Below are 23813 nucleotides of genomic sequence, written 5' to 3'. Positions count from 1 at the left end.
CTTGCGGGGAGAGGCCGGATTGCATCGCAGATGCAGTCCGGGTGAGGGAGACTCTCCGCGAGTCCGTCTCTCACCGTTTGCGCGGAGGCTCCCCCTCACCCCGACCCTCTCCCCGCAAGCGGGGAGAGGGGGAAGAGTCCTTCCACCGCTCCGCAAACCGGTTCAGCGGCATGAACGTCTCGCATAATTCCCGCCCCAGCGCCGTCAGCCCATAACCTCCGCCTTCGCCAAGCTCCACGAACCCCGCCTCGCGCAACTCCGTCAGGCGCGCTTGCAGCACTGTCGGCGAGGCCTCGTCGCAGGCGGTGCGTAATGCGCGGGAGGTGAGGGGCTCGCCGCGCAACTCCCACAATATTCGCAGGCTCCAGCGCCGGCCGAGCAGGTCCAGCAGCGCCATGATCGGTCGCCCGCTGCGCGAGCCTCGGATGCTTCCCGATGCTGCCTGCTTTACCATCGTCATCTTCTTGTGTTGTGCTACAGATAGTGTAGCGTATCGCTACAATAAATGTAGCGATGGAGGCCGCCAATGTCCCAGTCCACGCCGCGCGTTGCGCCGCTCACCCCGCCTTATCCCCTGGAGATCCAGGCGCAGTTCGATCGCATCATGCGCGGCGCGCCACCGCTGATGCTGTTCCGGGTGATGGCGGGCCACGCCCGCGCCTGGGACAAGTTTCGCGCCGGCGGCCTGCTCGATCCCGGCCCGCTCTCGCTGCGCCAGCGCGAGATCGTCATCGACCGCACCTGTGCGCTGAACAAATGCGAGTATGAATGGGGTGTGCATGTCGCGGTTTTCGCCGGGCCAGCGGGAATCAACGGGGAAGAGATTCGCGCCACCGTGCAGGGCGATGCGACCTCACCGTGCTGGTCGCTGGCCGAGCAGGCGCTGATCGCGGCCGTCGACGCACTGCATCACCGCGCGACATTGAGTGATGCCGAGTTCGCTGCGCTGTCGGCGCATTACGACGAGGCGCAGATTCTGGAAATCATGCTGCTGTGCGGATTCTACCGCACGGTGTCGTATCTGGCGAACGGGCTGCGATTGCCGCTGGAGGAGAAGGCGGCGCGGTTTCCGGCGTAGCTTTAACCGTCGTCATTGCGCTCGCAATGACGAGTGGAGAGCGCGCGTGGCCTAGGCCACGCCCGCCCGCAACAGATCGTGCAGATGCACGATACCCACCACCTTGCCCGCCTCGGTCACGACCAGAGTCGTGATCTTGCTTGTGTTCAGCACCTCGATCATCTCGGTGGCGAGCATCGATGGCGGCACCGTTTTCGGCTGCTTCGTCATGATCTCGTCGACGGTCACCGTCAGCAGGTCGGGACGCATGTGGCGGCGCAGATCGCCGTCGGTGATGATGCCCGCGACCTCGTTCGCTTGGTTGACGATGCAGACGCAGCCGAGGCCCTTGGCCGACATCTCGACCACGGCCTCCGACATCTTGGTGCCCAGGGGCTTGACCGGGATCTCGGTGCCCGTGCGCATGTAGTCGCGGACGAATTTCAGCATCGCGCCCAGCTTGCCGCCGGGGTGGAAATGCGCGAACTCCAGCGCGGTGAAGCCGCGGCCTTCGAGCAGCGCGATCGCGAGGGCATCGCCGATCGCGGCCTGCATCAGGGTCGAGGTGGTCGGCGCCAGATTGTGCGGGCAGGCCTCGCGCGCCTTCGGCAGCTCGATCACGAGGTCGGCGGCCTGGCCCAGCGAGGAGGCCGCGTTCGACGTCACCGCGATCATGGGAATCGCAAAGCGCGCCGAATAGTTCACGAGGTTCTTCATCTCCGGCTGCTCGCCGGACCAGGACAGCGCCATGATGACGTCGTCGGTGGTGATCATGCCGAGGTCGCCATGGCCGGCCTCGGCGGCATGCACGAAGAAGGCGGGCGTGCCGGTCGAGGCCAGCGTCGCGGCGATCTTGCGTCCCATATGGCCTGACTTGCCGAGCCCGGTGACGATGACGCGGCCCTTGGCGTTGCGGATCAGGTCGACTGCTTTCGAAAATGTCGCGCCCAGCGGGCCGCGCAGGGCGGCGGCGAGCGCGTTGATGCCGCCGCTCTCCGTCTCCAGCGTGCGGAGCGCGGATTCGACGCTGTCGGGGATGGGGCCGGATGATGCGGTCATCAGCGGTTTCGAACTCGGCATGTTCTGGTCCAGGGAGGAGGGGGCGTTCGCCCGGTCGGCGCCTCATTAGCACGCCGCGGCCGTGGAGGCGACGCGCGCGCCAGAGCCCTCAACCGGTCATTAACCATAATTGTTTTAACTCCATTAACGATGGTTCCCGCCAACCGGCGGTGGCCGCCGTGAAAGTATTTGATTTCGTTGGAGTTATTCCACCTTGGGGTCGTCTCCAGGCATCGGCCGGAGCAAACGCGCGCAGTTCCTGCGCGCTGTTTTGCCGTGCCTTGTGCGGGGTCTTGCGCTGACGACCCTCGGAAGCGCGCCCGCGGCCGCCCAGAGCCTCACGCCCGATCTGTTCAATCCCAACCGCGGCGGCTTCGCATCGCCCGACACGCTGCCGACCCGCCGCACGGCGGGCGTGCCGCAGGCGCCGTCCGATGCATTGCCGGCGCTGCCCGATCCCAGCGCCGATCCGCGCAAGGCCCGCGAGAAGCCGGCGGCCTCGCGCATCGGTCAGGTCCCGACTTATGGCCTATCTGCCGCCACCGGCGCGAGCAGCTCCGGCTATGATTCGCTCAACCGCAAGCGACAGCAACCCAAGCTCTATCCGGGTCAGCCGAAGCCGAAGCGCGCGGCCGGTCCCGGCTCGCCGGCGCCGACCACGGTGCCGCCGCCATCTACGCTCGGCCTGCCCAGAATCGCGCCGCCGCCATCCGCCTCCGCCAACAAGGCGCCGGTGCCGGCGGCGATGGCGGGCACCGTGCCCGGCCAGCCGCTGCGCCGCCGCCTCAAGGCGGATGACGATGCGTTTGGGGCCGTCGGCGACTACGCCGGCAGCTTTCTGATCAAGGGCGGGCTCGAGCTCTCCACCGGCTACGACACCAATCCTGCGCGTCTCAACAAGCCGATCGGCTCGCCGGTCTACGTCGTCGCACCCGATCTCGTGGTGATGTCCGACTGGGAGCGCCACGCGCTGGTCGCCGATCTGCGCGGCTCGTTCTCCGGCTACACCAACAACATGCCGGCGACGATCGACGGCTTTGCCTCGCCTTCGCCGGTCGAGATCAATCGTCCTGATTTCACCGGCCATGTCGACGGCCGCCTCGACGTCGATCGCGATCTCAAGCTGACCTCGCAGCTGCGCCTGCGGCTCGCCACCGACAATCCCGGCAGCCCGAACGTGCAGGCCGGCCTGCAGAAATATCCGGTTTACGCCGCCTTCGGCACCACCGTCGGCTTCGACCAGACTTTCAATCGTTTCCAGGTCGCCGCGGGCGCCACCGTCGATCGCACCGCCTACACGGACTCCAAGCTCACCGACGGTTCGACCTTTGGCAACGGCGATCGCGACTTCAACCAGTATGGCGGCATCGGGCGCTTCTCCTACGACCTCAAGCCGGGCCTGAAGCCGTTCGTCGAGATCCAGGGTGACACCCGCGTTCACGACCAGGCCGCTGATCGCAACGGCTATTTCCGCGATTCAAACGGCGGCTACGCCAAGGTCGGCTCGTCCTTCGAATTCTCGCGCATCCTCACCGGCGAAATCTCGGTCGGCTATTCCGCCCGCAACTACACCGACCCGCGCCTCAGCCAGCTCGCGGGCTTCCTCACCTCGGGCTCGCTGATCTGGAATGCGAGCGGCCTGACCACGGTGAAATTCTTCACCGACACGCAGATCGCCGAGACCACCATCCCCGGCTCCTCAGGCGTCCTGGTGCGCACCTATTCGGCCGAAGTCGATCACGACTTCCGCCGCTGGCTGACGGCCGTCGGCAAATTCACCTACGGCACGCTCGACTACCAGGGCCAGAACCGCAACGACAAGACCTACTCGTTCGAAAGCAACCTGATCTACAAGCTCAACCGCAACATCTGGGTCAAGGGCACGCTGCGCCACGACATCCTGGATTCGAACCAGGCGGGCTCGAGCTCGCAGGGCACGGTGGTGATGGTGGGGGTGAGGCTGCAGAATTGATTCCGCTGTCATGCTCCGCGAAGGCGGGGCATCCAGTACGCCGCGGCTTATCCGTAGACGTTTAGCTTCTCTGGAATGCTGGATCGCCCGCTTTCGCGGGCGATGACAGTCTCTGTTGGGCTGCTAGCTCGCGCCTCACCTACCGCGGCAGATCCGTCTTCCCCATCAGGAACGTATCGATCGACCTTGCGCACAGCCGGCCCTCACGGATCGCCCACACCACCAGCGATTGGCCACGGCGCATGTCGCCGGCGGTGAACACGTTCGGTCGCGAGGTCTGGTAGTCCAGCGTGTTGGCCTTGACGTTGCCGCGGGGGTCGAGCTCGACCGACAGCAGCTTCAAGAGGCCTTCGTGCACGGGGTGGACGAAGCCCATCGCAAGCAGGACGAGCTCAGCGTCGAGCTCGAACTCGGTGCCGGCGATCGGCTTGAACTTGTCGTCGACGTGGACGCAGTGCAGCTTCTTGACTTGGCCGTTCTCGCCGGAGAACTTCTGGGTCAGCACGGCGAATTCGCGCACCGCGCCTTCGGCCTGGCTGGAGGACGTCCGCATCTTCAGCGGCCAGTTCGGCCAGGTCAGGCCCTTGTTCTCGCGCTCGGGCGGGGCGGGCATGATCTCGAGCTGGGTCACCGACAGCGCGCCCTGGCGCAGCGAGGTGCCGATGCAGTCGGATCCGGTGTCGCCGCCGCCGATGACGACGACGTGCTTGCCGCCGGCCAGGATCTCCTGGACGCCGTTCAGGGGTTCCTCAGAGACGCGGCGGTTCTGCTGCGGCAGGAAGTCCATGGCGTAGTGGATGCCTTGGAGGTCGCGGCCGGGGATCGGCAGGTCGCGCGGAGCTTCGGCGCCGCCGGTTAGTGCCACGGCGTCGTAGTCGTTGAGCATCTCGCGCGGATCGACATTGCCGTCGGCGCCGACATGGCTGTTGTAGTGGAAGGTGACGCCTTCGCCTTCCATCTGCTTGACGCGGCGGTCGATGACGCCCTTCTCCATCTTGAAGTCGGGGATGCCGTAACGCAGCAGGCCGCCGGCCTTGGCGTACTTCTCGAACAGATGCACGTCGTGGCCGGCGCGCGCGAGCTGCTGCGCGCAGGCCATGCCGGCCGGGCCCGAGCCGATCACCGCGACCTTCTTGCCGGTCTTGACGGACGCGACTTCCGGCTTCAGCCAGCCATTGTCCCAGGCGCGGTCGACGATCGCGCATTCGATGGTCTTGATGGTGACGGGGTTGTCGTCGATGTTGAGCGTGCAGGAGGCTTCACACGGCGCCGGACAGATGCGCCCCGTGAACTCCGGGAAGTTGTTGGTCGAGTGCAGATTGCGCGATGCCTCTTCCCAATTGCCCTGGTAGACGAGGTCGTTCCAATCCGGGATCTGGTTGTTGACCGGGCAGCCGGGCGTGCCGGGCGCGACCGAGCCGGTGCCGTGGCAATAGGGAATGCCGCAGTTCATGCAGCGCGCGGCCTGGTCGCGCGTTTCCTTCTCGGTCAAGGGAAGGACGAACTCGTTGTAATGCTTCACGCGCTCGGCGACCGGGGTGTACTTGCGGTCATGCCGTTCGATTTCGAGAAAACCCGTGATCTTGCCCATTAAACCCGAAGTCCCTGCCGCTTGAATTTCGTCTCTTTTCCAGACCTCATCCTGAGGAGCGGCGCACTTGGCGCCGCGTCTCGAAGGATGAAAGGCCCCGCTGGTGACCTCATGGTTCGAGACGCAGCTATCGCGCTCCTCACCATGAGGGTTTATTGCCCTACGCCCCGATCGCGATTTTCGGCTCGGCGTCCGCGTTGGCGGCCATTTCGCGCAGCGCGCGCCGGTACTCGACCGGCATCACCTTGCGGAATTTTGGCAGCCATTCCTTCCAATTGGCAAGGATGTCGGCGGCGCGCTTGGAGCCGGTCGCTTTCGCGTGGCGCGTGATCAGGACGTGCAGGCGCTCGACGTCGGAGTCGAGCAGGTTTTTGAACACGTCGACCCGGCCATGCGCCTCGAGGTCACCGGAGTGATTGTAGGTGCCGGCGTTGATCAGCTCTTCCGACAGCACCGGCTCGAGCTCGACCATCGCCAGGTTGCAGAGCTTGTCGAAGTCGCCGGTCTCGTCGAGCACATAGGCGATGCCGCCCGACATGCCGGCCGCGAAGTTGCGCCCGGTCTTGCCGAGCACGACCACGATGCCGCCGGTCATGTATTCGCAGCAATGATCGCCCGCGCCCTCGACCACCGCAACGGCGCCCGAATTGCGCACGGCGAAGCGCTCGCCGGCGATGCCGCGGAAGTAGCACTCGCCCTGGATCGCGCCATACATCACGGTGTTGCCGACGATGATGCTCTCTTCCGGCACGATGCCGCTGTTGGCCGGCGGCTTGACGATGATCTTGCCGCCCGAGAGGCCCTTGCCGACATAGTCGTTGGCTTCACCCTCGAGCTCGAAGGTGACGCCCTGCGCCAGCCACGCGCCGAACGCCTGGCCCGCGGTGCCCTTGAGGCCGACATGGATGGTGTCGTGCGGCAGGCCGGCATGACCGTAGATCTTGGCGACCGCACCCGACAGCATCGCACCGGCGGAACGGTTGGTGCTGTTGATATTGGCCTCGATCTTCACCGGCGCGCCGCGGTCGAGCGCAGGCTTTGCCTTCTCGATCAGCGTGCGGTCGAGCACCGCTTCCAGATGATGGTTCTGGCGCTCGGAGTGATAGATCTTCTGGCCCTTCTCTTCCTTCTGCTTGACGAACAGCTTCGAGAAGTCGAGGCCCTTGGCCTTCCAGTGCGCGACCAGCTTGGTCTGGTCGAGCAGCTGAACCTGGCCGACCATCTCGTTGAAGGTGCGGAAGCCGAGCGAAGCCATGATCTCGCGGACTTCTTCCGCGACGAAGAAGAAGTAGTTGATCACGTGCTCGGGCTGGCCGGTGAAGCGCTTGCGCAGGACGGGGTCCTGGGTCGCGACGCCGACCGGGCAGGTGTTGAGATGACACTTGCGCATCATGATGCAGCCGGCCGCAATCAACGGCGCGGTGGCGAAGCCGAACTCGTCGGCGCCCAGCAGTGCGCCGATCACGACGTCACGGCCGGTGCGGAAGCCGCCGTCGACCTGGACCACGATGCGGCTGCGCAGCCGCTCGCGCACCAGGGTCTGGTGGGTTTCGGCAAGGCCGATCTCCCACGGCGAGCCGGCATGCTTGATCGAGGTCAGCGGCGAAGCGCCGGTGCCGCCTTCGAAGCCGGCGATGGTGACATGGTCGGCGCGCGCCTTGGCGACGCCCGCGGCCACCGTGCCGACGCCGATCTCGGAGACGAGCTTGACCGAGACGTCACCCGTCGGGTTGACGTTCTTGAGGTCGTAGATGAGCTGCGCCAGATCCTCGATCGAGTAGATGTCGTGGTGCGGCGGCGGCGAGATCAGGCCGACGCCCGGCGTCGAGTGCCGGACCTTGGCGATGGTCGCGTCGACCTTGTGGCCGGGCAGCTGGCCGCCTTCGCCGGGCTTGGCGCCCTGCGCCATCTTGATCTGCATCATGTCGGAGTTGACGAGATACTCCGTGGTGACGCCGAAGCGGCCCGAGGCCACCTGCTTGATCGCCGAGCGCATGGAATCGCCGTTCGGCATCGGCTTGAAGCGGTCGGCTTCCTCGCCGCCTTCGCCGGTGTTCGACTTGCCGCCGATTCGGTTCATGGCGATGGCGAGCGTGGTGTGGGCCTCACGCGAGATCGAGCCGAAGCTCATCGCGCCGGTGGCGAAACGCTTGACGATGTCCTTGGCGGGCTCGACCTGGTCGAGCGGCACCGGCTTGCGCTTCTCTTCGTCCGCGTTCTTGATCCGGAACAGGCCGCGCAGCGTCAGCAGACGCTCCGACTGCTCGTTGAGGATCTTTGCGAAGGCGCGATAGCGCTCCTGCGAATTGCCGCGGGCGGCGTGCTGCAGCAGCGACACCGATTCGGCGGTCCAGGCATGGTCCTCGCCGCGGCTGCGATAGGCATATTCGCCGCCGACATCGAGCGCGCCCTTGTAGACCAGCGCCTCGCCGAACGCGTCGGCATGACGGCGCACCGCCTCCTCGGCGATCTCGCCAAGGCCGACGCCCTCGACGCGGGTATGCGTGCCCGCGAAGAACTTTGCGACGAAGTCGGCCTTGAGGCCGACGGCGTCGAAGATCTGCGCGCCGCAATAGGACTGGTAGGTCGAGATGCCCATCTTGGACATCACCTTCAAAAGGCCCTTGCCGATCGACTTGATGTAGCGCTTGACGATCTCGTAGTCGTCGAGCGAGCCGGGCAGGCGGTCCTTCATCGCGATGATGGTTTCGAACGCGAGATAGGGGTTGATCGCTTCGGCGCCGTAGCCGGCAAGGCAGGCGAAGTGATGCACTTCGCGCGGCTCGCCGGATTCGACGACGAGACCGACCGAAGTGCGCAGGCCCGTGCGGATCAGGTGGTGGTGCACGGCGGCGCAGGCCAGCAGCGACGGGATCGGAACCCGGTCGGTGCCGACCATGCGGTCGGACAGGATGATGATGTTGACGCCCTCGCGCACCGCGCTTTCGGCGCGCGCGCAGAGCTCGTCGAGCACCTGGTCCATGCCCGCCGCGCCGAGGCCGGCGTGGAAGGTGGTGTCGAGGGTGCGCGACTTGAAGTGGGAATCGGCGACATCCGAGATCGAGCGGATCTTTTCGAGATCCGCGTCGGTCAGGATCGGCTGGCGCGCTTCGAGGCGCTTGGTGGTGGCAAGCCCCTGCAGGTCGAACAGGTTCGGCCGAGGTCCGATGATGGAGACGAGGCTCATCACCAGCTCCTCGCGGATCGGGTCGATCGGCGGGTTGGTGACCTGCGCAAAGTTCTGCTTGAAGTAGGTGAACAGCGGCTTGGCCTTGTCCGACAGCGCCGAGATCGGCGTGTCGTTGCCCATCGAGCCCGCGGCTTCCTCGCCCGTGGCCGCCATCGGCGTCATCAGGATGGCGATGTCTTCCTGGCTGTAGCCGAACGCCTGCTGGCGATCGAGCAGCGACAGATTGGAGCGCACGCCGGTGGTCGGAACCTTCGGCAGCTCCTCCAGCACGATCTGGGTCCGCTCCAGCCACTCCTTGTAGGGGTGGCTCCTGGCGAGCTCGGCCTTGATCTCGTCGTCGGGGATCAGACGGCCCTGATCGAGGTCGACCAGCAGCATCTTGCCGGGCTGCAGCCGCCACTTGGTGATGATCTGGTCCTCGGGGATCGTCAGCACGCCCATTTCGGACGCCATCACGATGCGGTCGTCCTTGGTCACGAGATAGCGCGCCGGCCGCAGGCCGTTGCGGTCGAGCGTAGCGCCGATCTGGCGGCCGTCGGTGAAGGCGATCGCGGCGGGACCGTCCCACGGCTCCATCAGCGCGGCGTGATATTCGTAGAAGGCGCGGCGCTTCTCATCCATCAGGGGATTGCCGGCCCACGCCTCCGGAATCATCATCATGACGGCGTGCGGCAGCGAGTAGCCGCCCTGCACCAGGAATTCGAGCGCGTTGTCGAAGCAGGCGGTGTCGGACTGGCCTTCGTAAGAGATCGGCCAGAGCCGGTTGATGTCCTTGCCGTAGAGCTCGGAGCTCACCGAAGCCTGGCGCGCCGCCATCCAGTTGGTGTTGCCGCGCAGCGTGTTGATCTCGCCGTTATGCGCGATCATGCGATAGGGATGCGCCAGCGACCAGGCCGGGAAGGTGTTGGTCGAGAAGCGCTGATGCACCAGGGCGAGCGCGCTCTCGAAATCCTTCTCGTGCAGATCGGGATAGTACTTGCCGAGCTGGTCGGCGAGGAACATGCCCTTGTAGATCACGGTGCGGCAGGACATCGAGCAGGGGTAATAGCCTGCAAGTCCGCGGTCGCGGCGCTGGTAGATCGCCTGCGAGATCGACTTGCGCAGGATGTAGAGCCGGCGCTCGAACTCGTCCTCGGTCTTGGCGGTGCCGTTGCGGCCGATGAACACCTGCATGCAGGCGGGCTCGGTCGGCTTCACGGTGACACCGAGCGAGGAATTGTCGGTCGGCACGTCGCGCCAGCCGAGCAGGGTCAGGCCCTCTTCCTTGATCTGGTCGGCGATGATGCTCTTGATGACGTTGCGCCATGCGGTGTCGCGCGGCATGAACAGCGCGCCGATGGCGTATTCGCCGGGCGCCGGCAGCGCGAAGCCGAGCTCCCCGGCCTTGCGGCTGAAGAAGGCGTGCGGGATCTGCACCAGGATGCCGGCGCCGTCACCGGCGCGCGGGTCGGCGCCGACGGCACCACGGTGCTCGAGATTGCACAGGATGCTCAGCGCGTCCGCGACGATCTCGTGCGACTTCTTGCCCTTGATATTGGCGATGAAGCCGACGCCGCAGCTGTCCTTCTCCAGGCTCGGATCGTAGAGGCCAACGGCTGGCGGGCGCGAATTGTGTTCCTGAATCGGATCGGTCGTTTTCGAGGCGACCGTCGCCGACAGTTCTTCTGCCACGATGTTTGCGCTCTCGAATTGCGACCCGTTCATTGTTCCAATCCTCTCCGTGCGGCAAGCTGCCTCACCGCCATCTTCGGCGCACCTTGGGCGTTCCGCGGCACCCGCCTCTGGGTCACCGCTCGTCCGCTGCGAGCCGCATTTTCTTAAATTCAGGCCTAGGCGTTCTTCGTCCCCGAGAACGGCTTTGCCTGTTGCCTTACGGTGCTCGAGAGCACCGACTTTCGTTGCAATCCCTATGCCGGAACCGCAAGCAAAATTGAGACAGTCTTCCTGTCCTAACCGTCACCTTGCCAAATTTTTGTCTATCACACAAGCGCGTGGAAGTCCCGATTCCCGATATGTCAATCAATCGCTTTCCGAAAGTTGCGCAGCCCCTGTTTTGAAGCAAACGCGCCCTGATCCGGCCCTGCGGGCGCCGAAATCCCAAATGAAGCTTCGGATCAACCCTTCGAAAGGCGCGCCACGCCGCAAGAAGCGAAAGAGCGCGAGGCTTCGGGGGGCCTGACAGGAGCATGTCGACGATGAAGTTTTTCACAGGATGTGTGGCTACTGCCACGCTGGCGCTCGCCATGGGCGCTTGGCATGGACAGGTTTTGGCGCAAGTTCCCGCGAACGGTATCGCAGGAGGGGCGGCTGTCGCGGTGTCGGATTTCGACGGACCCTATGCGCCCCCCGAAGCTGCCCCGCCATCGCCGCCGCGTTACGGCTACGAGGAGCGCGGTCCGGCGTTGCTGCCGTCGACCGAGGTCTACGCGGTCTTGCGCGACAACGGCTTCTCGCCGCTCGGCATCCCGCGCCTGCGCGGCAGCGTCTACACCATCGCGGTGATCGACCGTCGCGGCGATGACGGCCGGCTCGTGATCGATGCCCGCGACGGGCGGATCATCCGTTTCATGCCGGCCGCCGACGCCTACGGCATGGCGCCCGCCTATGACGAGCGCGCAGTTGCGCCTTACGGTCCGCAAAGTGCGCTGCCGCCGCCGACCGTGATCCGCAGCGGCCCGCCGCGGCCGCCGGCCTTGATCCCGCACGTGGCGAGCCGCACCGTGCCGCTGCCCAGGGCTGCCCCGCGACGCGGCGAGACGCCGGTCGCCGCCAAGCCGGCCGAGCCAGTGACGCAGCAGGCTCAAGCGCCGCAGGCACAAGCACCGCAGCAGACCGCTGCCGCCCAGGCGAAGCCGGCCGAGGCCACACCGCAAACCGTCGCGCCGACCGTCGGTCAGGCCAAGCCGGCCCCAACGATCCTGCCGACGCAGGAGATGCCGGCGGCCCAGGGGCTGGATTAGCGTCGCGAGTTTGGCGCGGCAGCAGCCGGGCAAAACAAAAGGCGCCTGAGCAATTCAGGCGCCTTCCGCATTTCAGCGATCGCTTCAGCTCCGCGGATATCCCGCGGCTTCCAGGATCAAATTCGCGACCTCCTTCGGATGCGACACCAGCGAGAGGTGGCCGGCATCGAGCTCGATCGTGGTGGCGTTCATGCGCTTGGCGAGGAAGCGTTCGAGATCGGGATTGATGGTGTAGTCGTTCTTCGACACCGCGTACCAGCTCGGCTTCGAATGCCACGCAGCTTCTGTGGTGCGGCCGGCGAAGATCGACGCGGCGGTCGGCCATTGCACGGCATAAAGCTCCTTGGCCTGCTCCGGCTTCACGCCATTGGCGAAATATTTCAGGAAGGCGTCTTCCGAGAGTTTTGTGTCGCCGTCGCGCTCGACGATGCCGGCGCGCACCGGGCCGGTCGGGAATTGCTTCGACAGCGCAACGAAATCCTCGTTCGCATCGGGCGCACGTGCGGCGACATAGACGAGGCCGGTGACCTTCGGATCGGTGCCGACCTGGCTGATCACGGTGCCGCCCCAGGAATGCGCGACCAGCACGGTCGGTCCATCCTGCTCGGCCAGCGCGCGCCTGGTCGCCTCGACGGAATCCGCAAGCGACGACAGCGGATTCTGCACGGCGGTGACGTGCAGGCCCGCGGCCTGGAGGATCGGGATCACCTCCGACCAGCTCGAGCCGTCGGCCCAGGCGCCGTGCACCAGCACGACGTTCTTGGCTTTCACCGTCTGCGGTGTCTGCGCGTGAGCGAGGCTGAGGGGGGCCGCCAACAGGCTCGCGGCGACGAAAAGGCTGCGCCAAAGTGACATGATCGTGCTCCGTCTTGTTTTGTGTTCGATGTCCAAAGGACGGAGCGTGTGGCAGCGGCGTTACGCTCAGTCACCTACCTGTGAGCAGCGTCTTGGTCGGGCGTGTACGGGACGCGTGGGCGAGCTTGCAGTGTGGGGTAACGTAGAACGACAGGCCCAACCTGTATTTCCATTTCAACCGAAAACTGCCGCTGGATTCTGCAGCACTGACAAACAGGCCGGTACGAAGTATATCGACGGAGGAGTCGCTGCGGGGCTACTCGCGGCGTTTCGCGACACAACTGGGCAAGTAAAAAAACGCCCCGGGGCACCGGGGCGTTTTCTCAAACCTGGAAGTGGCGTGCCGTGCTTAGGCGGCGACCGAGCTCTCGATCACCTGCGCCTTCGGTGCGCTGGCGTTGATCGCGATCTGGCGCGGTTTCTTCGCCTCGGGAATCTCACGGACGAGGTCGACGTGAAGCAGCCCGTTCTCGAGCGAGGCGTCCTTCACCTGCACGAAGTCGGCGAGCTGGAAGGCGCGCTCGAAGGCACGCGCGGCGATGCCGCGGTAGAGCACTTCGTTCTTGCTGTTCTCGCCTGCGGCCTTCCCGCCCTTGATCGTCAGCGTATTTTCCTTCGCGACGATGGAGAGCTCATCCCTGGCGAAGCCCGAGACCGCAACCGTGATGCGGTAGGCGTTCTCGCCGGTACGCTCGATATTGTAGGGGGGATAACCGGGGCTGCCGTCAGAGCTGGCCTGGTCGAGCAGGCTGAAGAGGCGGTCGAAGCCGACGGTGGAACGATAGAAGGGGGTGAGATCGTAGCTACGCATGGTCAAGTCCTCCATTGAGCGACTGTTGGGTAACCCGCCCGCCAATCGGGCCGGGCTTTAGTCTGTGTGCAGCCTGATGTTCCGGTTCCGAAACACTGGTAGCGGCCTGCACCATGGTGATATGGGTTCAAGGGAACGGCGTTCAAGAGGGCGGCAACTTGCGCCTTTTCGGCGCTCAGCCCCTTGATTTGCAGCACTTCGCGCCCAATGACGCTGGTCTCGATCCCGTCCAATCCCGTCCCCGAAGACGTCGTCAGCGGTACCATCAAGACGCCCGATGGTGCCGAGCTGCGCTTTGCGCGCTGGGCGCCGCCGGCGAACCGCAAGGGCACCGTCTGCGTCTTCACCGGACGCAGCGAGCAGATCGAGAAATATTTCGAGACCGTGCGTGATTTGCGCGACCGCGGCTTTGCGGTGGCGATGATCGACTGGCGCGGGCAGGGCCATTCCTCGCGCCGCCTGCGCGACCCGCGCAAGGGCTATGTGCGCGACTTCTCCGATTTCGAGGTCGACGTGGAGGCCTTCGTGCAGCAGGTCGTGCTGCCGGATTGCCCGCCGCCGTTCTTCGCGCTGGCCCACTCCATGGGCGGCACGGTGATGCTGCGGGTGGCGCATGCGGGCAAGCGCTGGTTCGACCGCATGGTGCTGTCGGCGCCGATGATCGACCTGCCCGGGCGCACCACCTCGCTTCCGGTGCGTGCGCTGCTCAAGACCATGCGCCTGCTCGGGCAGGGGGGCCGTTATGTCCCCGGCGGCAGCGACCGTCTCACCGGGCTCGATCCCTTCATCAACAACCCCGTGACCAGTGATCCCGTCCGCTATGCACGCAATGCCGCGATCCTGGAGGAGGACCCGACGCTCGGGCTGGCATCACCGACCGTGGCCTGGGCCGATACCGCCTTCCGCGCCATGAACACCTTCAAGGGCAAGAACTACCCCTCGCAGATCCGCCAGCCGATCCTGATGCTGGCGGCCTCCAACGACACCGTGGTCTCGACCGCGGCGATCGAGGAGTTCGCCTATCATCTGCGCGCCGGCTCCCACCTCGTGATCGCCGGCGCCAAGCACGAGATCCTCCAGGAGCAGGACCGCTACCGCTCCCAATTCTGGGCCGCCTTCGACGCCTTCGTGCCGGGCACGCCGCTGTTCAAGTGAGGGGGGGCTTCTCCCTCGCCCCGCTTGCGGGGAGAGGGTTGGGGTGAGGGTGAGTCTCCGCAAGGACGGTGGGAGTTGGACTCGCGGAGAGTCCCCCTCACCCGAATTCGATCTGCGATCGAATTCAACTACAGCGTCTTCAGATACTCGATCAGATCGTAGCGCTCGGCATCGTCCTTGAACTCGCGGCCGATGACGCCAGGACGCTTGTCTTCGCCCGGCTTGCGCTCGAAGGAATGGCCGAGCACGCTGTTGCCCTGGATCGGGTCCTTCTCCGACCCCGCCGAGAACTGCGTTTCGCCCGTCTTGCACTTCTCATCCGCGGTCACTGCAAAGCCGACGGTCACGGGATCATAGTCGCGGCGGCCCATGCAGAATTTGGTCGGGCGCTCGTTCGCCGGCTTCAGCAACCAGTACAGCGAAGGCACCGAACCGTTGTGCAGGTAAGGCGCAGTAGCCCAGATGCCGTTGAGGGGCCGCGCGCGATAGCGCGGGTCCGGCGCCGGGTTGAGACAGTTCTTGCGCGCGAGATTCCACATTTTCGCCCGTTCGGCCTCCGGGACCTTCTCGTCGTCCATCCATTTGCGGGCGACGATGTCGACCACCGTCATGAGGCCGAGCGCATAGACCATCTCATTGGGCGATTTGCTCGCGGTCGGGATGTCGCATTGCCACCATGTCTGGAGGTCGGCCGTATTCACCTTCAGGAAGCCGGGCACGTCGACGATCCTGCTGCTGAGAACAAGGGATTGTTCGGGATCCGTGTTGATCTCCTTGAGGGGAATCGTGACCGCGTTCAGGACCTTGCTGTCGCCGCTCGGCTCCCAATGTGTCGAGGACCAGAAAGCCTTGGTGTTGACGGCCGGCAGGTGACATCCGGAGCACATCTCGGTGTAGATCTTGCGGCCGTTCTCGACCTTGGCCTGATCGATCCTCCATGCGTCGCCGAGGATCTGCGAGGGCCATTGCGGCGCCAGCAGGCCGCCGAATTTCGGATCGGCGGAGGGATCGGCCGGCTTGAACGGATCGGGGCCTCTCAGCATGTCCTCGATCCAGCCGAGGGTCCTGATGTTCACGGAGGACCGCCACAGCCGGTCCTCCGGATAGGCGTCGGACAGGTTGAGCAGCGCGGTCACGCCGAGCGCTTCGCCGGCATTGCGAATTAACGGCTGCTCGATCGATGCGTCGTACTGGGCGAATTTAAACCAGGGCACGGTCCAGATCGCGGGGTAGCTGACCGGGGCGTCCTGGGCGTGCAGGTTCTTCTCGAAGCCCTTGACCCCGCTCAGCGCGAGATCCTGCGAGAAGACCTGGTTGCCGATGCGATTGAGAGCGTCGAGGCGGCCGAACCCTTCCTCCGTGTCCTGCTGCTGCCTGCCGTTCCAGGTCTTCTTGCTTTCAACCGTCTGTTGCTGGGTTTTCGCCCAGTCGATCAGGAACGTGCCGATCGCGCTGAGCTTCTGCTTGAGCGCGGCGCGATCCGTCTTGCTGGCATCGGGGCCGAGCACGCGATCGGCGAAGCGCTGGAAGCGGAACGGGACATACAGGGTGTAGGCGATCGACAGGCCGGTCGAGAGCTCCAGCTTCTTCAGGTCGGTCATGGCCGGGCCGCCGTCGAAGCGCACGTCCACGCCCTGGTAATGGATCTGGCCGGTGTGGCAGGCCGCGCAGGTCAGCCCGATCTTGTCCTCTTCGCGACGGCCGGTCGCGGGATCGAGGACGCCGGTCATCCGCGCGAAGCCAACCGGCAGGCCGTCGACGTTCTCCACCGGCGTCCATCTGGTTGACCAGTCCGGCGCCTGCGTCGTCTCATAGACATTGGCGTAACCGAAGCGGCGCAGCGTCGCCGTGTCGGTCTGAATCGATTGCGGGCTCGGGATGAAGCCGAAGCCTTCGAGGTAGGCGCTGTCCTTCATCATGCCCGGCTTCGAGAACAGATGCAGCCGCGGCTGCTCCAGCGCCATGAACCACTCATAGGGCACCGGGAAGGTCGCGGTGCCCTGGCTGGCATGATGGAACCAGTGCCGGTCCTTCAGCGACCAGTTTTGGTCGAGCCAGTAAGCTGCCTTTGCCGCGGGGACCGAAGGCAAGGGCGGCGGCAGAAGATTCACCAGGATGCCCTTCTGCGGCAGCATGGCGCGAACCTGATTGGGGAATTCGGCCACCGCGACGAGGGCAACGAGGCCGATGGCGATCAGCAGGGCCGCAAGCTTGAGGGCGCCCCGCACCACGCGCTGGCAGGTCGACAGCACCGGCGGGACCAGCCGCTCGTTGATGCGCGCCGGGAACTGGCGCTCGTTGAACAGCGTGCGCACGTCGGCAACGCCGAGATAGCGATCCTCGCCCGTGCCCTTGCCGATGATCTTCAGGAGGATCGGCCATTCGAACTTCATCAGCAGCGGGTAGTACCAGCGCGCGGCGCTGCCGGCGCGCTTGAGGTTGTCGCGCATGAAGATGTCGATTTCCGAGGCGTTGAGGCCCAGCTCGGAGCCGCCGTTCGGATCGGAGTAAGTCCGGCCGAAACTCGCGAGCCGCGCGATCTCGTCCTCGTTGACCTTGCCGTCGACTCCGAGGATGCGCGAGCCGGCACCGCGCTTGTCCAGCGGGCCGCCGCGCAGCGCATCGAGCTGCGCGCCCGAAAAGATGCTTCTGAGGATGTGACCGAGACCGTTGGCGATGAGCGCCACGCCGCGGACCTGGAGCCGGGCAGACGCCTTCTTCAGTCCGGTTTCGCCGGTCGCGTTAGCGATCGTCTCCGACAGCTTGCCGAGCGGGACAGTGCCGCCCTCGACAAAGCCCTCGCCGACGAGGCCGCGCAGGAATGGGCAGGGATTGTTCGGCGAGACCTGAATCGAGGGGTCGAACGGCGGTTTCGAAGCGGGGTCATGCATGGCCCAAAATCCTGAAAACAGCGAATCGTGAAATGAGGCGCCGATCAAGCGCGGAAAGTCCTAACAAACCGGCAGCAAGCTATACTACTTGAGCGTGTGGCGAAGTGTGGCCGAATTCACTGTTCTGTCAACAAAAGCGGGCGTGTTCCGGCAAAGAAGTGCGGGACCGACCGCAGGGGATCGCGGCCTGCCGGTCAGGATTCGGCGACGCGTTTGATGTCGCTCTGAACCAGGGTCAGCTTGCCGAGCGGCACGCCGGCCTTCAGCAGCCCCTCGCGATAGTGGGCGAGATCCTCGGGCCGCTTCCAGTGGAAGTTGCGCAAGTGACGATCGACATTGAGGGTCGGGTAGTTGCCCATCAGCACGCCGGTCGCCTCGCTGGCCTCGGCGGTCCGGCCCAATTGCGCCAGGGCCGCGGCGCGGATCGCCAGCGCCTGCATGTGGTTGGGGTTGATGTAAAGCTGCTCGCGCGCCCATGACAGGGTCGCGTCATATTGGCGCAACAGATAATGACTGAAGGCGTTGAGCGCCGCCCATTGGTAGCGCGGGTCGCTGTTGTCGCGCTGCGCGGCCATCGAGAACATCTCGATCGCCTCCCGGTGCTCGCCGATGACGAAATGGCAGATGCCGAGCACGCCGCGCGCGCCCATGTCGTAGGGATTGAGCGCGACCGCGCGCTTGGCCGCGTCCATCGCCGCCTCGTAATGCCCTTCCATGGCGTGCGCCCAGGACAGGCTCGAGAACGCGAAGGACGAGCGCGGGTCGAGCCGGACGCTGGTTTCGGCGAGGTTCATCGCCTCGGCCCACATCTCCCGCGTGCCCTTGACCCAGCCGAACTGGATGCTCTGAATCTGGATCGTGGCGAGATAGGCGTGCGCGATCGACAGCTTGGGATCGACCCTGATGGCTTCCCGGAACAGATCGACGGCGGCAGTCAGGTCCTCCTTGGTCTGCCGGTAGTAATGCGACAGCCCCTTGAGGAAGCGATCCCAGGCGGTGACGTCGGTCGAGAGCCGCGCAGGCGCCGAAGCTTCCGCCCGGACGATCTCGGTGGCGATGGCGGCGGACAGATTGGTCGTGATCTCGTCCTGCATCGCGAAGAAGTCGCCGATGTCGCGGTCGTAACGGCCGGTCCAGAGCTGCTCGCCGGTCTCCGGCGCGATCAGCTCGGCGGTGACGCGGATCTTGGTTCCGGCGCGCCGTACCGAACCCTGGATCAGATAGGTGGCGTCGATCTCGCGCGCGATCAGGCGGGTGCTGGTGTTCCTGCCCTTGAAGGCGAAGGTCGAGTTGCGGCTCAGCACGCGATAGAAGGATTGCAGCGACAGCGCGTGGATCAGATCCTCGGTGAGGCCGTCGGAGAAATATTCGTCCTGGGCATCGCTGAGGTTGGCGAAGGGCAGCACGCCGACGATCGCGGTGCGGTACTGTTGCGAGAGGGTGGACGCCTCCCGGAGCTCGGGGGCGAGCGCCGGTGCACCCTCCGGTGTCCAGGTCCAGACCCCGACCGCATCCTTAATGTTCTTGAAGCGATGATTGCCGGCATCGACCAGCGGCGCGCTGAGATGCTTGCTCGCCTCCTTGTAGGCCTTGGCCGAGATCGCGAAGCCGCCGGGGCTCGCGACCGATTCCAGGCGGACGGCGATGTTGACATCGTCACCGAATACCTCGTCCTCATCGGCGATGACGTCGCCCATGTGGATGCCGAGGCGGAACTGCATGGCACGGTCGGCCGGCAGATGGTGGTTACGCTCCGCCATCAGCGTCTGCATCGCGATCGCGGCCTCGGTGGCGCCGACGATCGAGGGGAACTCCAGCAGGAAGCCGTCGCCGGTGTTCTTCACGACGCGGCCGCCGTGATTGAGGATGATCGGGTGGATCGCGCTGCGATGGGCCTTGAAGGCGGCATGGGTGCCGGCCTCGTCGCTGCCCATCATGCGCGAATAGCCGGCGACATCGGCGCAGACGATGGCGGCCAGACGTCTTTCCATATCCCGGAAGCTCCAAGGGATCGATAAGTGATCGTGAAGGGACCTGGGACTGGCCACGGCGTGGCAAGTCGGCTCGAATCCCACATTTCAAGAACCTCGCCTTTATAAAGCAGATGTGGCCGAGCGGAAGCATGATCCGCATTGCAAATTCGAGGTAAATCCTCCGCAATCCCGGCGGTGGACGAGGAGGAGCGAACCGACTAAGCGGAATTGCGACCGCCGGAACGGGCGGCAGGGGGCACCTTTGCATGCTGGGCATTCACGAAATCGGGCTCTTCATCCTGTCGGGCGTGCTGCTCAACATCACGCCGGGGCCTGATTCCGTCTACGTCATCGGCCGCAGCATGCAGATGGGCTGGCGGGGCGGAGCCGCGGCCGCATTGGGCATCAGTTGCGGCTGTTTCGTCCATGTCGCGGCCGCCGCGATCGGGCTTTCGGCCCTGCTGATGGCCTCGTCGACCGCCTTCTCGATCCTGAAGCTGGTCGGCGCGGCCTATCTCGTGTTCACCGGGCTTCAGATGCTGTGGTCGCGCCCGGTGCTGGCGGCGGCGATCGACGAGCCGGTGCGGAGCTCGCTGCGGCGGGTCTTCCTCCAGGGGGTCTTCACCAACGCGCTCAATCCCAAGGTCGCGCTGTTCTTCCTGGCCTTCCTGCCGCAATTCGTCGCGGCCGATTCACCGCACAAGCCGCTCGCCTTCCTGACGCTCGGCCTGATCTTCATCTCTACAGGAACACTGTGGTGCCTGGTGCTCGCCGCGTTCGCGGCCAAAGCCGCCCACCGCCTGCGCGAGTCCGAAGGCGCGATCGCCTGGGTCAACCGCGCGCTCGGCGGCCTCTTCATCTATCTCGGCATCCGCGTCGCCATGCTGGAGACGCGGTAGGCTCATTCGAACGAATGAGGGTGCGGACGCAATCGGCCGCGAAAGAGGCCGCGCGGGGGAGGTTTCAATGGTTCGAGGAAGCTGTCTGTGCGGCGCCGTGCGCTTCGAGATTGATCAGGTGCGCGCGCTGACGCACTGCCACTGCGTCAATTGCCGCAAGCTGACCGGCGCGGCGTTTGCGACCTATGCCCATGTCGATGCCGACAAGTTTCGCTTCGTCGCGGGCGAGGACATGACGGTGGCTTACGAATCCGCGCCGGGGAGCTTCCGCTATCGGTGCAAGACCTGCGGCTGCCTGACGCCGGGCAAGGCGAGCTATCTTCCAACCGTCAGCATTCCCGCCGGCCTGCTCGACGACGATCCGCAAGTCAGGCCCCGCCTGCACGTCTTCACCTCCTCGCGTGCTCCATGGTGGACGATTGAGGACGACCTGCCCCAGCACGAAAAATGGGTGCCGGGCCACGGGCCGAAATCCTAGGCGAATTCCTTGAGCAGCGCACTGCCGGCCAGATAAAGGCCGAGCAAAATCATCGCGATCAGGAACCAGCGGCGGAACGCTTCGGCCGGCATCCGCGCCCGCACCGACTGTCCCAAGAACATGCCGGCAAAGGCCATCGCCATGCCCACGGCGCCGGGCACGGCATTGGCCGGCGTCAATAATCCGCCGGCGGTGAGGTTGAAGGCGAGCGCCAGTGTCGCCGTCGTGAAGAACACGCCGAGCGCCTGCACCAGCTCGTCCTTCTCCATGCCGATCGCCTGCATGAACGGCATCGAGGGGATCACCTGCACGCCTGTCGAGGCCGAGATCACGCCGGTGATGACACCGACCACGCCGCCGACCCATTTCTCGTTCTGCGGCGCGACGCGGAACTGGAACTTGTTCAGCCCGATCACGGCATAGATGATGAGCAGCACGCCGAGCACGATTGTGCCGTAGCGCGCATGCGGGCCGGTCAGCGCGCCGGCATTGAGCCAGCAGCCGATCACGGTGCCGATCATCAGCGGCCACAGCCGCTTCAGGATGTCGCGCAGATAAGGGCCGACGAAGGTCTGCCAGATGTTGGTGACGATGGCAGGCACGATGACGATGGCGATCGCGCGGCTCGGCGCCATGCTCACCGCGAGCAGGCCCATGGACACCGTGGGCAGGCCGAGCCCGACCACACCCTTGACGAATCCGGCGATCAGGAACACGGCGGCGATGACAATGAGAAGCGGGTCGATCATGCCAGCACATTGACCGAAGCCGCGCGGGCGCACAATCTGGAGGTTACGGAGTAAGCCTTCGCTCTGAACGAAGGCTGGGAGACCTGCCATGCGCTTTGACCTCGTCGATCTCCAACTCTTCATCGCGGTCGCCGACCAGCGCAGCATCACCCGCGGCGCCGAGCGGTCGCACCTGGCCCTGGCCTCGGCCAGCGCGCGCATCAAGGGGCTCGAGGACGCGCTCGGCGTCGCGCTGCTCAAGCGCGGGCGGCGCGGCGTCGAGCTGACCGCGGCCGGCGAGAGCCTGCTCGATCATGCCAGGCTCGTGATCCACCAGATCGATGCCATGCGCGGCGATCTCGCCGGTTTTGCCAGCGGCGTGCGCGCCAGCGTGCATTTCCTCGTCAACACCTCGGGCCTGTCGGAACATCTGCCGAAGGCGCTGGCCGGCTTCCTGCGCGAGCACCGCGACGTCGCCATCGACATCGAGGAGCGCGAGAGCACCGACATCGCGGCGGCGATCACCGCAGGCGCCGCCGATCTCGGTTTCGCCGCCGAGCACGCGCTGCCCGACCATATCGAGCGCTTCGTGTTCAGCGAGGACCACCTGACATTGGTGACGTCGCGGCGCGGCCCGTTCGCGGGTCGCCGCCAGATCGATTTTCAGGAAGCAGGCAGTTGCGACTTCGTCGGGCTCACCAGCGCCACCGCGCTCCAGATGCACATTTCGAAGCACGCCGCCCGGCTCGGCATGCGCCCGCATTACCGCGCGCGCCTGCGCGACTTCGATGCGATCTGCCAGATGGTCGCCGCCGATGTCGGCGTCGCGCTGGTGCCGATATCCGCCGCCCGCCGCTGCGCAAAACTGATGCCGCTCGCCATGGTCCGCCTGCGCGACACCTGGGCCAACCGCAAGCTCGTGATCTGCGCGCGCAGTTTCAAGACGCTGCCAAGGCCGGCGAAGATGCTGGTGGAGCATTTGCGGGCGGCGGCGGTGTGAGAGTGCTGGTGTGAGCCGACGCTGCAACAGCGAGCCTAACTGCGCTCCCCCCCTTGTGGGGGAGGGCGGGGGAGAGGGGTAGCCCAGGAACAGGCGCCTCTGTCGTGAAGAAGAAGTTCTTGTCCGCGATCGATGGAGTCCCCGTGTGAACCCCTCTCCCTAGCCCTCCCCCACAAGGGGGGAGGGAACTCAGCAGTGCTTGTGGCGAGCCTCAAGCCCTACTTTGCCGTCTCGACTCCGGCATCCTTGATCACCTTCGCCCACTTCCTAGTCTCATCCGCGATGAAGCTGCGAAAATGCTCCGGCTCGTCGCCAATCAGCGTCGCGCCCTGCGCGGCGAGCTTCTCCTTCACCGCGGGATCGGCCATCGCCTTCGTCGCCAGGGCGTGCAGTGCCGCGACGATCTCCTTCGGCGTGCCCTTGGGCGCCACCATGCCGTACCAGTTCTCGACACGCAGATCGGGAAAACCCGCTTCCGAAAGAGTCGGCACGTCGGGCGCGGTCGGGGCGCGCTCGGCCGAGCCCATCGCGATCGGCCGCAACGCGCCGGCCTTGACCTGCGGCAGCAGCACGGGGAGATCGAGGAAGGTCATCTGCACCTGCTGGCCCAGCAGATCGTTCACGGCCGGTGCGGCGCCGCGATAGGGCACGTGGACGATGTCGATCTTCGCCGTCAGCTTGAACAATTCGCCAGCCAGATGCGGCAGGCTGCCGGGGCCGGAGGAGGCGAAGTTGAGCTTTCCCGGTTGCGCCTTGGCGAGCGCGATCAATTCGCCGATGTCCTTGGCGGGCACGTTGGTTGCGACCACGAGCATCTCCGGCACCGTCGCAACCAGCGTCACCGGTGTGAGGTCGCTCAAGGTGTCGTAGGCGACCTTCTCCATGCTCGGGCTGATCGCGAGCGCGCCGGCTGAGGAGATCGCGATGGTGTAGCCGTCGGGGGCGGCCTTGGAGACGGCATCGGTGCCGAGCACGCCGCCCTGACCGCCGCGATTGTCGATCAGCACCGGCTGCCCTGACAGCTCCGACATGCGCTGGCCGATGACACGCGCGATGATGTCGTTGGGGCCGCCGGCCGGGAACGGCACGATCAGCTTGATCGGCTTCGTCGGAAAATTCTGCGCCACCACCGCTGACGGCAGCAGCAGGAACAAACCAAGGAGAAGCCTGCGTGAGACGGTCATGCAAGCCCTC

17 protein-coding genes are annotated in these 23813 nt (G+C 65.5%); 7 read left to right on the top strand and 10 right to left on the bottom strand.

All coding sequences use genetic code 11. From position 1 onward, the window contains the following. Positions 1-70: 70 nt before the first annotated feature. Complete coding sequence (locus AABA84_RS03215) at positions 71-454, bottom strand: winged helix-turn-helix transcriptional regulator (protein ID WP_212252701.1); 384 nt, start codon at positions 452-454, stop codon at positions 71-73. A gap of 72 nt (positions 455-526) precedes the next feature. Here AABA84_RS03215 and AABA84_RS03210 point away from each other — a divergent pair, with 72 nt between their 5' ends. Then, positions 527-1078: a carboxymuconolactone decarboxylase family protein gene (locus tag AABA84_RS03210; protein ID WP_212252703.1), complete on the top strand. Its 552-nt coding sequence runs from the start codon at positions 527-529 to the stop codon at positions 1076-1078. 51 nt (positions 1079-1129) lie between these two features. Here the strand turns inward: AABA84_RS03210 and AABA84_RS03205 are convergent, their stop codons facing one another. Continuing rightward, complete coding sequence (locus AABA84_RS03205) at positions 1130-2137, bottom strand: KpsF/GutQ family sugar-phosphate isomerase (protein ID WP_212252705.1); 1008 nt, start codon at positions 2135-2137, stop codon at positions 1130-1132. Positions 2138-2330: 193 nt separating this feature from the next. Here AABA84_RS03205 and AABA84_RS03200 point away from each other — a divergent pair, with 193 nt between their 5' ends. Further along, on the top strand, positions 2331-4088 hold the full coding sequence (locus AABA84_RS03200) for an outer membrane beta-barrel protein (RefSeq protein ID WP_338311338.1): 1758 nt from the start codon (positions 2331-2333) through the stop codon (positions 4086-4088). Between the two features lie 139 nt (positions 4089-4227). Here the strand turns inward: AABA84_RS03200 and AABA84_RS03195 are convergent, their stop codons facing one another. Then, positions 4228-5679, bottom strand: a complete 1452-nt coding sequence (locus AABA84_RS03195) for a glutamate synthase subunit beta (RefSeq protein ID WP_338311336.1) — start codon at positions 5677-5679, stop codon at positions 4228-4230. 160 nt (positions 5680-5839) lie between these two features. Beyond that, the gene (gene gltB / locus AABA84_RS03190) at positions 5840-10573 is read right to left on the bottom strand and encodes a glutamate synthase large subunit (RefSeq protein ID WP_338311335.1); all 4734 of its coding nucleotides are present in this window, start codon (positions 10571-10573) and stop codon (positions 5840-5842) included. A gap of 491 nt (positions 10574-11064) precedes the next feature. Here gltB and AABA84_RS03185 point away from each other — a divergent pair, with 491 nt between their 5' ends. Further along, positions 11065-11829: a hypothetical protein gene (locus tag AABA84_RS03185; protein WP_338311333.1), complete on the top strand. Its 765-nt coding sequence runs from the start codon at positions 11065-11067 to the stop codon at positions 11827-11829. A gap of 84 nt (positions 11830-11913) precedes the next feature. On the opposite strand, the gene AABA84_RS03180 is transcribed toward AABA84_RS03185, so the two are convergent. Next, complete coding sequence (locus AABA84_RS03180) at positions 11914-12684, bottom strand: alpha/beta fold hydrolase (RefSeq protein WP_338311331.1); 771 nt, start codon at positions 12682-12684, stop codon at positions 11914-11916. Positions 12685-13033: 349 nt separating this feature from the next. Beyond that, positions 13034-13495 (bottom strand): Hsp20 family protein, encoded by a 462-nt coding sequence (locus tag AABA84_RS03175; protein ID WP_212252717.1) that lies wholly within the window; start codon positions 13493-13495, stop codon positions 13034-13036. 207 nt (positions 13496-13702) lie between these two features. Here AABA84_RS03175 and AABA84_RS03170 point away from each other — a divergent pair, with 207 nt between their 5' ends. After that, entirely contained in the window at positions 13703-14650 is a 948-nt protein-coding gene (locus AABA84_RS03170) for an alpha/beta fold hydrolase (RefSeq protein WP_212252720.1), read from the top strand. A 128-nt stretch (positions 14651-14778) separates the two neighbouring features. Here AABA84_RS03170 and AABA84_RS03165 read toward each other — a convergent pair whose 3' ends face one another. Together AABA84_RS03165 and AABA84_RS03160 are read right to left on the bottom strand one after the other, a co-directional pair. Next, on the bottom strand, positions 14779-17541 hold the full coding sequence (locus tag AABA84_RS03165) for a di-heme-cytochrome C peroxidase (protein ID WP_338311329.1): 2763 nt from the start codon (positions 17539-17541) through the stop codon (positions 14779-14781). Between the two features lie 194 nt (positions 17542-17735). Next, a complete protein-coding gene (locus tag AABA84_RS03160) occupies positions 17736-19532 on the bottom strand; it encodes an adenylate/guanylate cyclase domain-containing protein (protein WP_212252724.1) in 1797 nt (598 codons plus the stop codon). A gap of 248 nt (positions 19533-19780) precedes the next feature. On the opposite strand from AABA84_RS03160, the gene AABA84_RS03155 reads away from it, so the two are divergent. After that, a complete protein-coding gene (locus AABA84_RS03155; RefSeq protein ID WP_338308801.1) occupies positions 19781-20413 on the top strand; it encodes a LysE family translocator in 633 nt (210 codons plus the stop codon). A 67-nt stretch (positions 20414-20480) separates the two neighbouring features. Then, positions 20481-20891, top strand: coding sequence for a GFA family protein (locus AABA84_RS03150; protein WP_212252728.1), 411 nt, complete (start codon positions 20481-20483; stop codon positions 20889-20891). On the opposite strand, the gene AABA84_RS03145 is transcribed toward AABA84_RS03150, so the two are convergent. Further along, positions 20888-21640, bottom strand: coding sequence for a sulfite exporter TauE/SafE family protein (locus AABA84_RS03145; RefSeq protein ID WP_212252730.1), 753 nt, complete (start codon positions 21638-21640; stop codon positions 20888-20890). The two genes, AABA84_RS03150 and AABA84_RS03145, sit on opposite strands and share 4 nt — an antisense overlap. An 88-nt stretch (positions 21641-21728) precedes the next feature. Between AABA84_RS03145 and AABA84_RS03140 the strand changes: the two genes are divergently transcribed. Beyond that, complete coding sequence (locus AABA84_RS03140; protein ID WP_338311327.1) at positions 21729-22619, top strand: LysR substrate-binding domain-containing protein; 891 nt, start codon at positions 21729-21731, stop codon at positions 22617-22619. Between the two features lie 218 nt (positions 22620-22837). Here AABA84_RS03140 and AABA84_RS03135 read toward each other — a convergent pair whose 3' ends face one another. Next, entirely contained in the window at positions 22838-23803 is a 966-nt protein-coding gene (locus tag AABA84_RS03135) for a Bug family tripartite tricarboxylate transporter substrate binding protein (protein WP_338311326.1), read from the bottom strand. Positions 23804-23813: the final 10 nt, after the last annotated feature.

The sequence above is a fragment of the Bradyrhizobium sp. TM239 genome, assembly GCF_036247985.1.
GTDB lineage: Bacteria > Pseudomonadota > Alphaproteobacteria > Rhizobiales > Xanthobacteraceae > Bradyrhizobium > Bradyrhizobium ottawaense.
The sequence above is the reverse complement of the archived record's forward strand: the minus strand, read 5'-3'. Positions and strand labels throughout refer to the sequence as shown.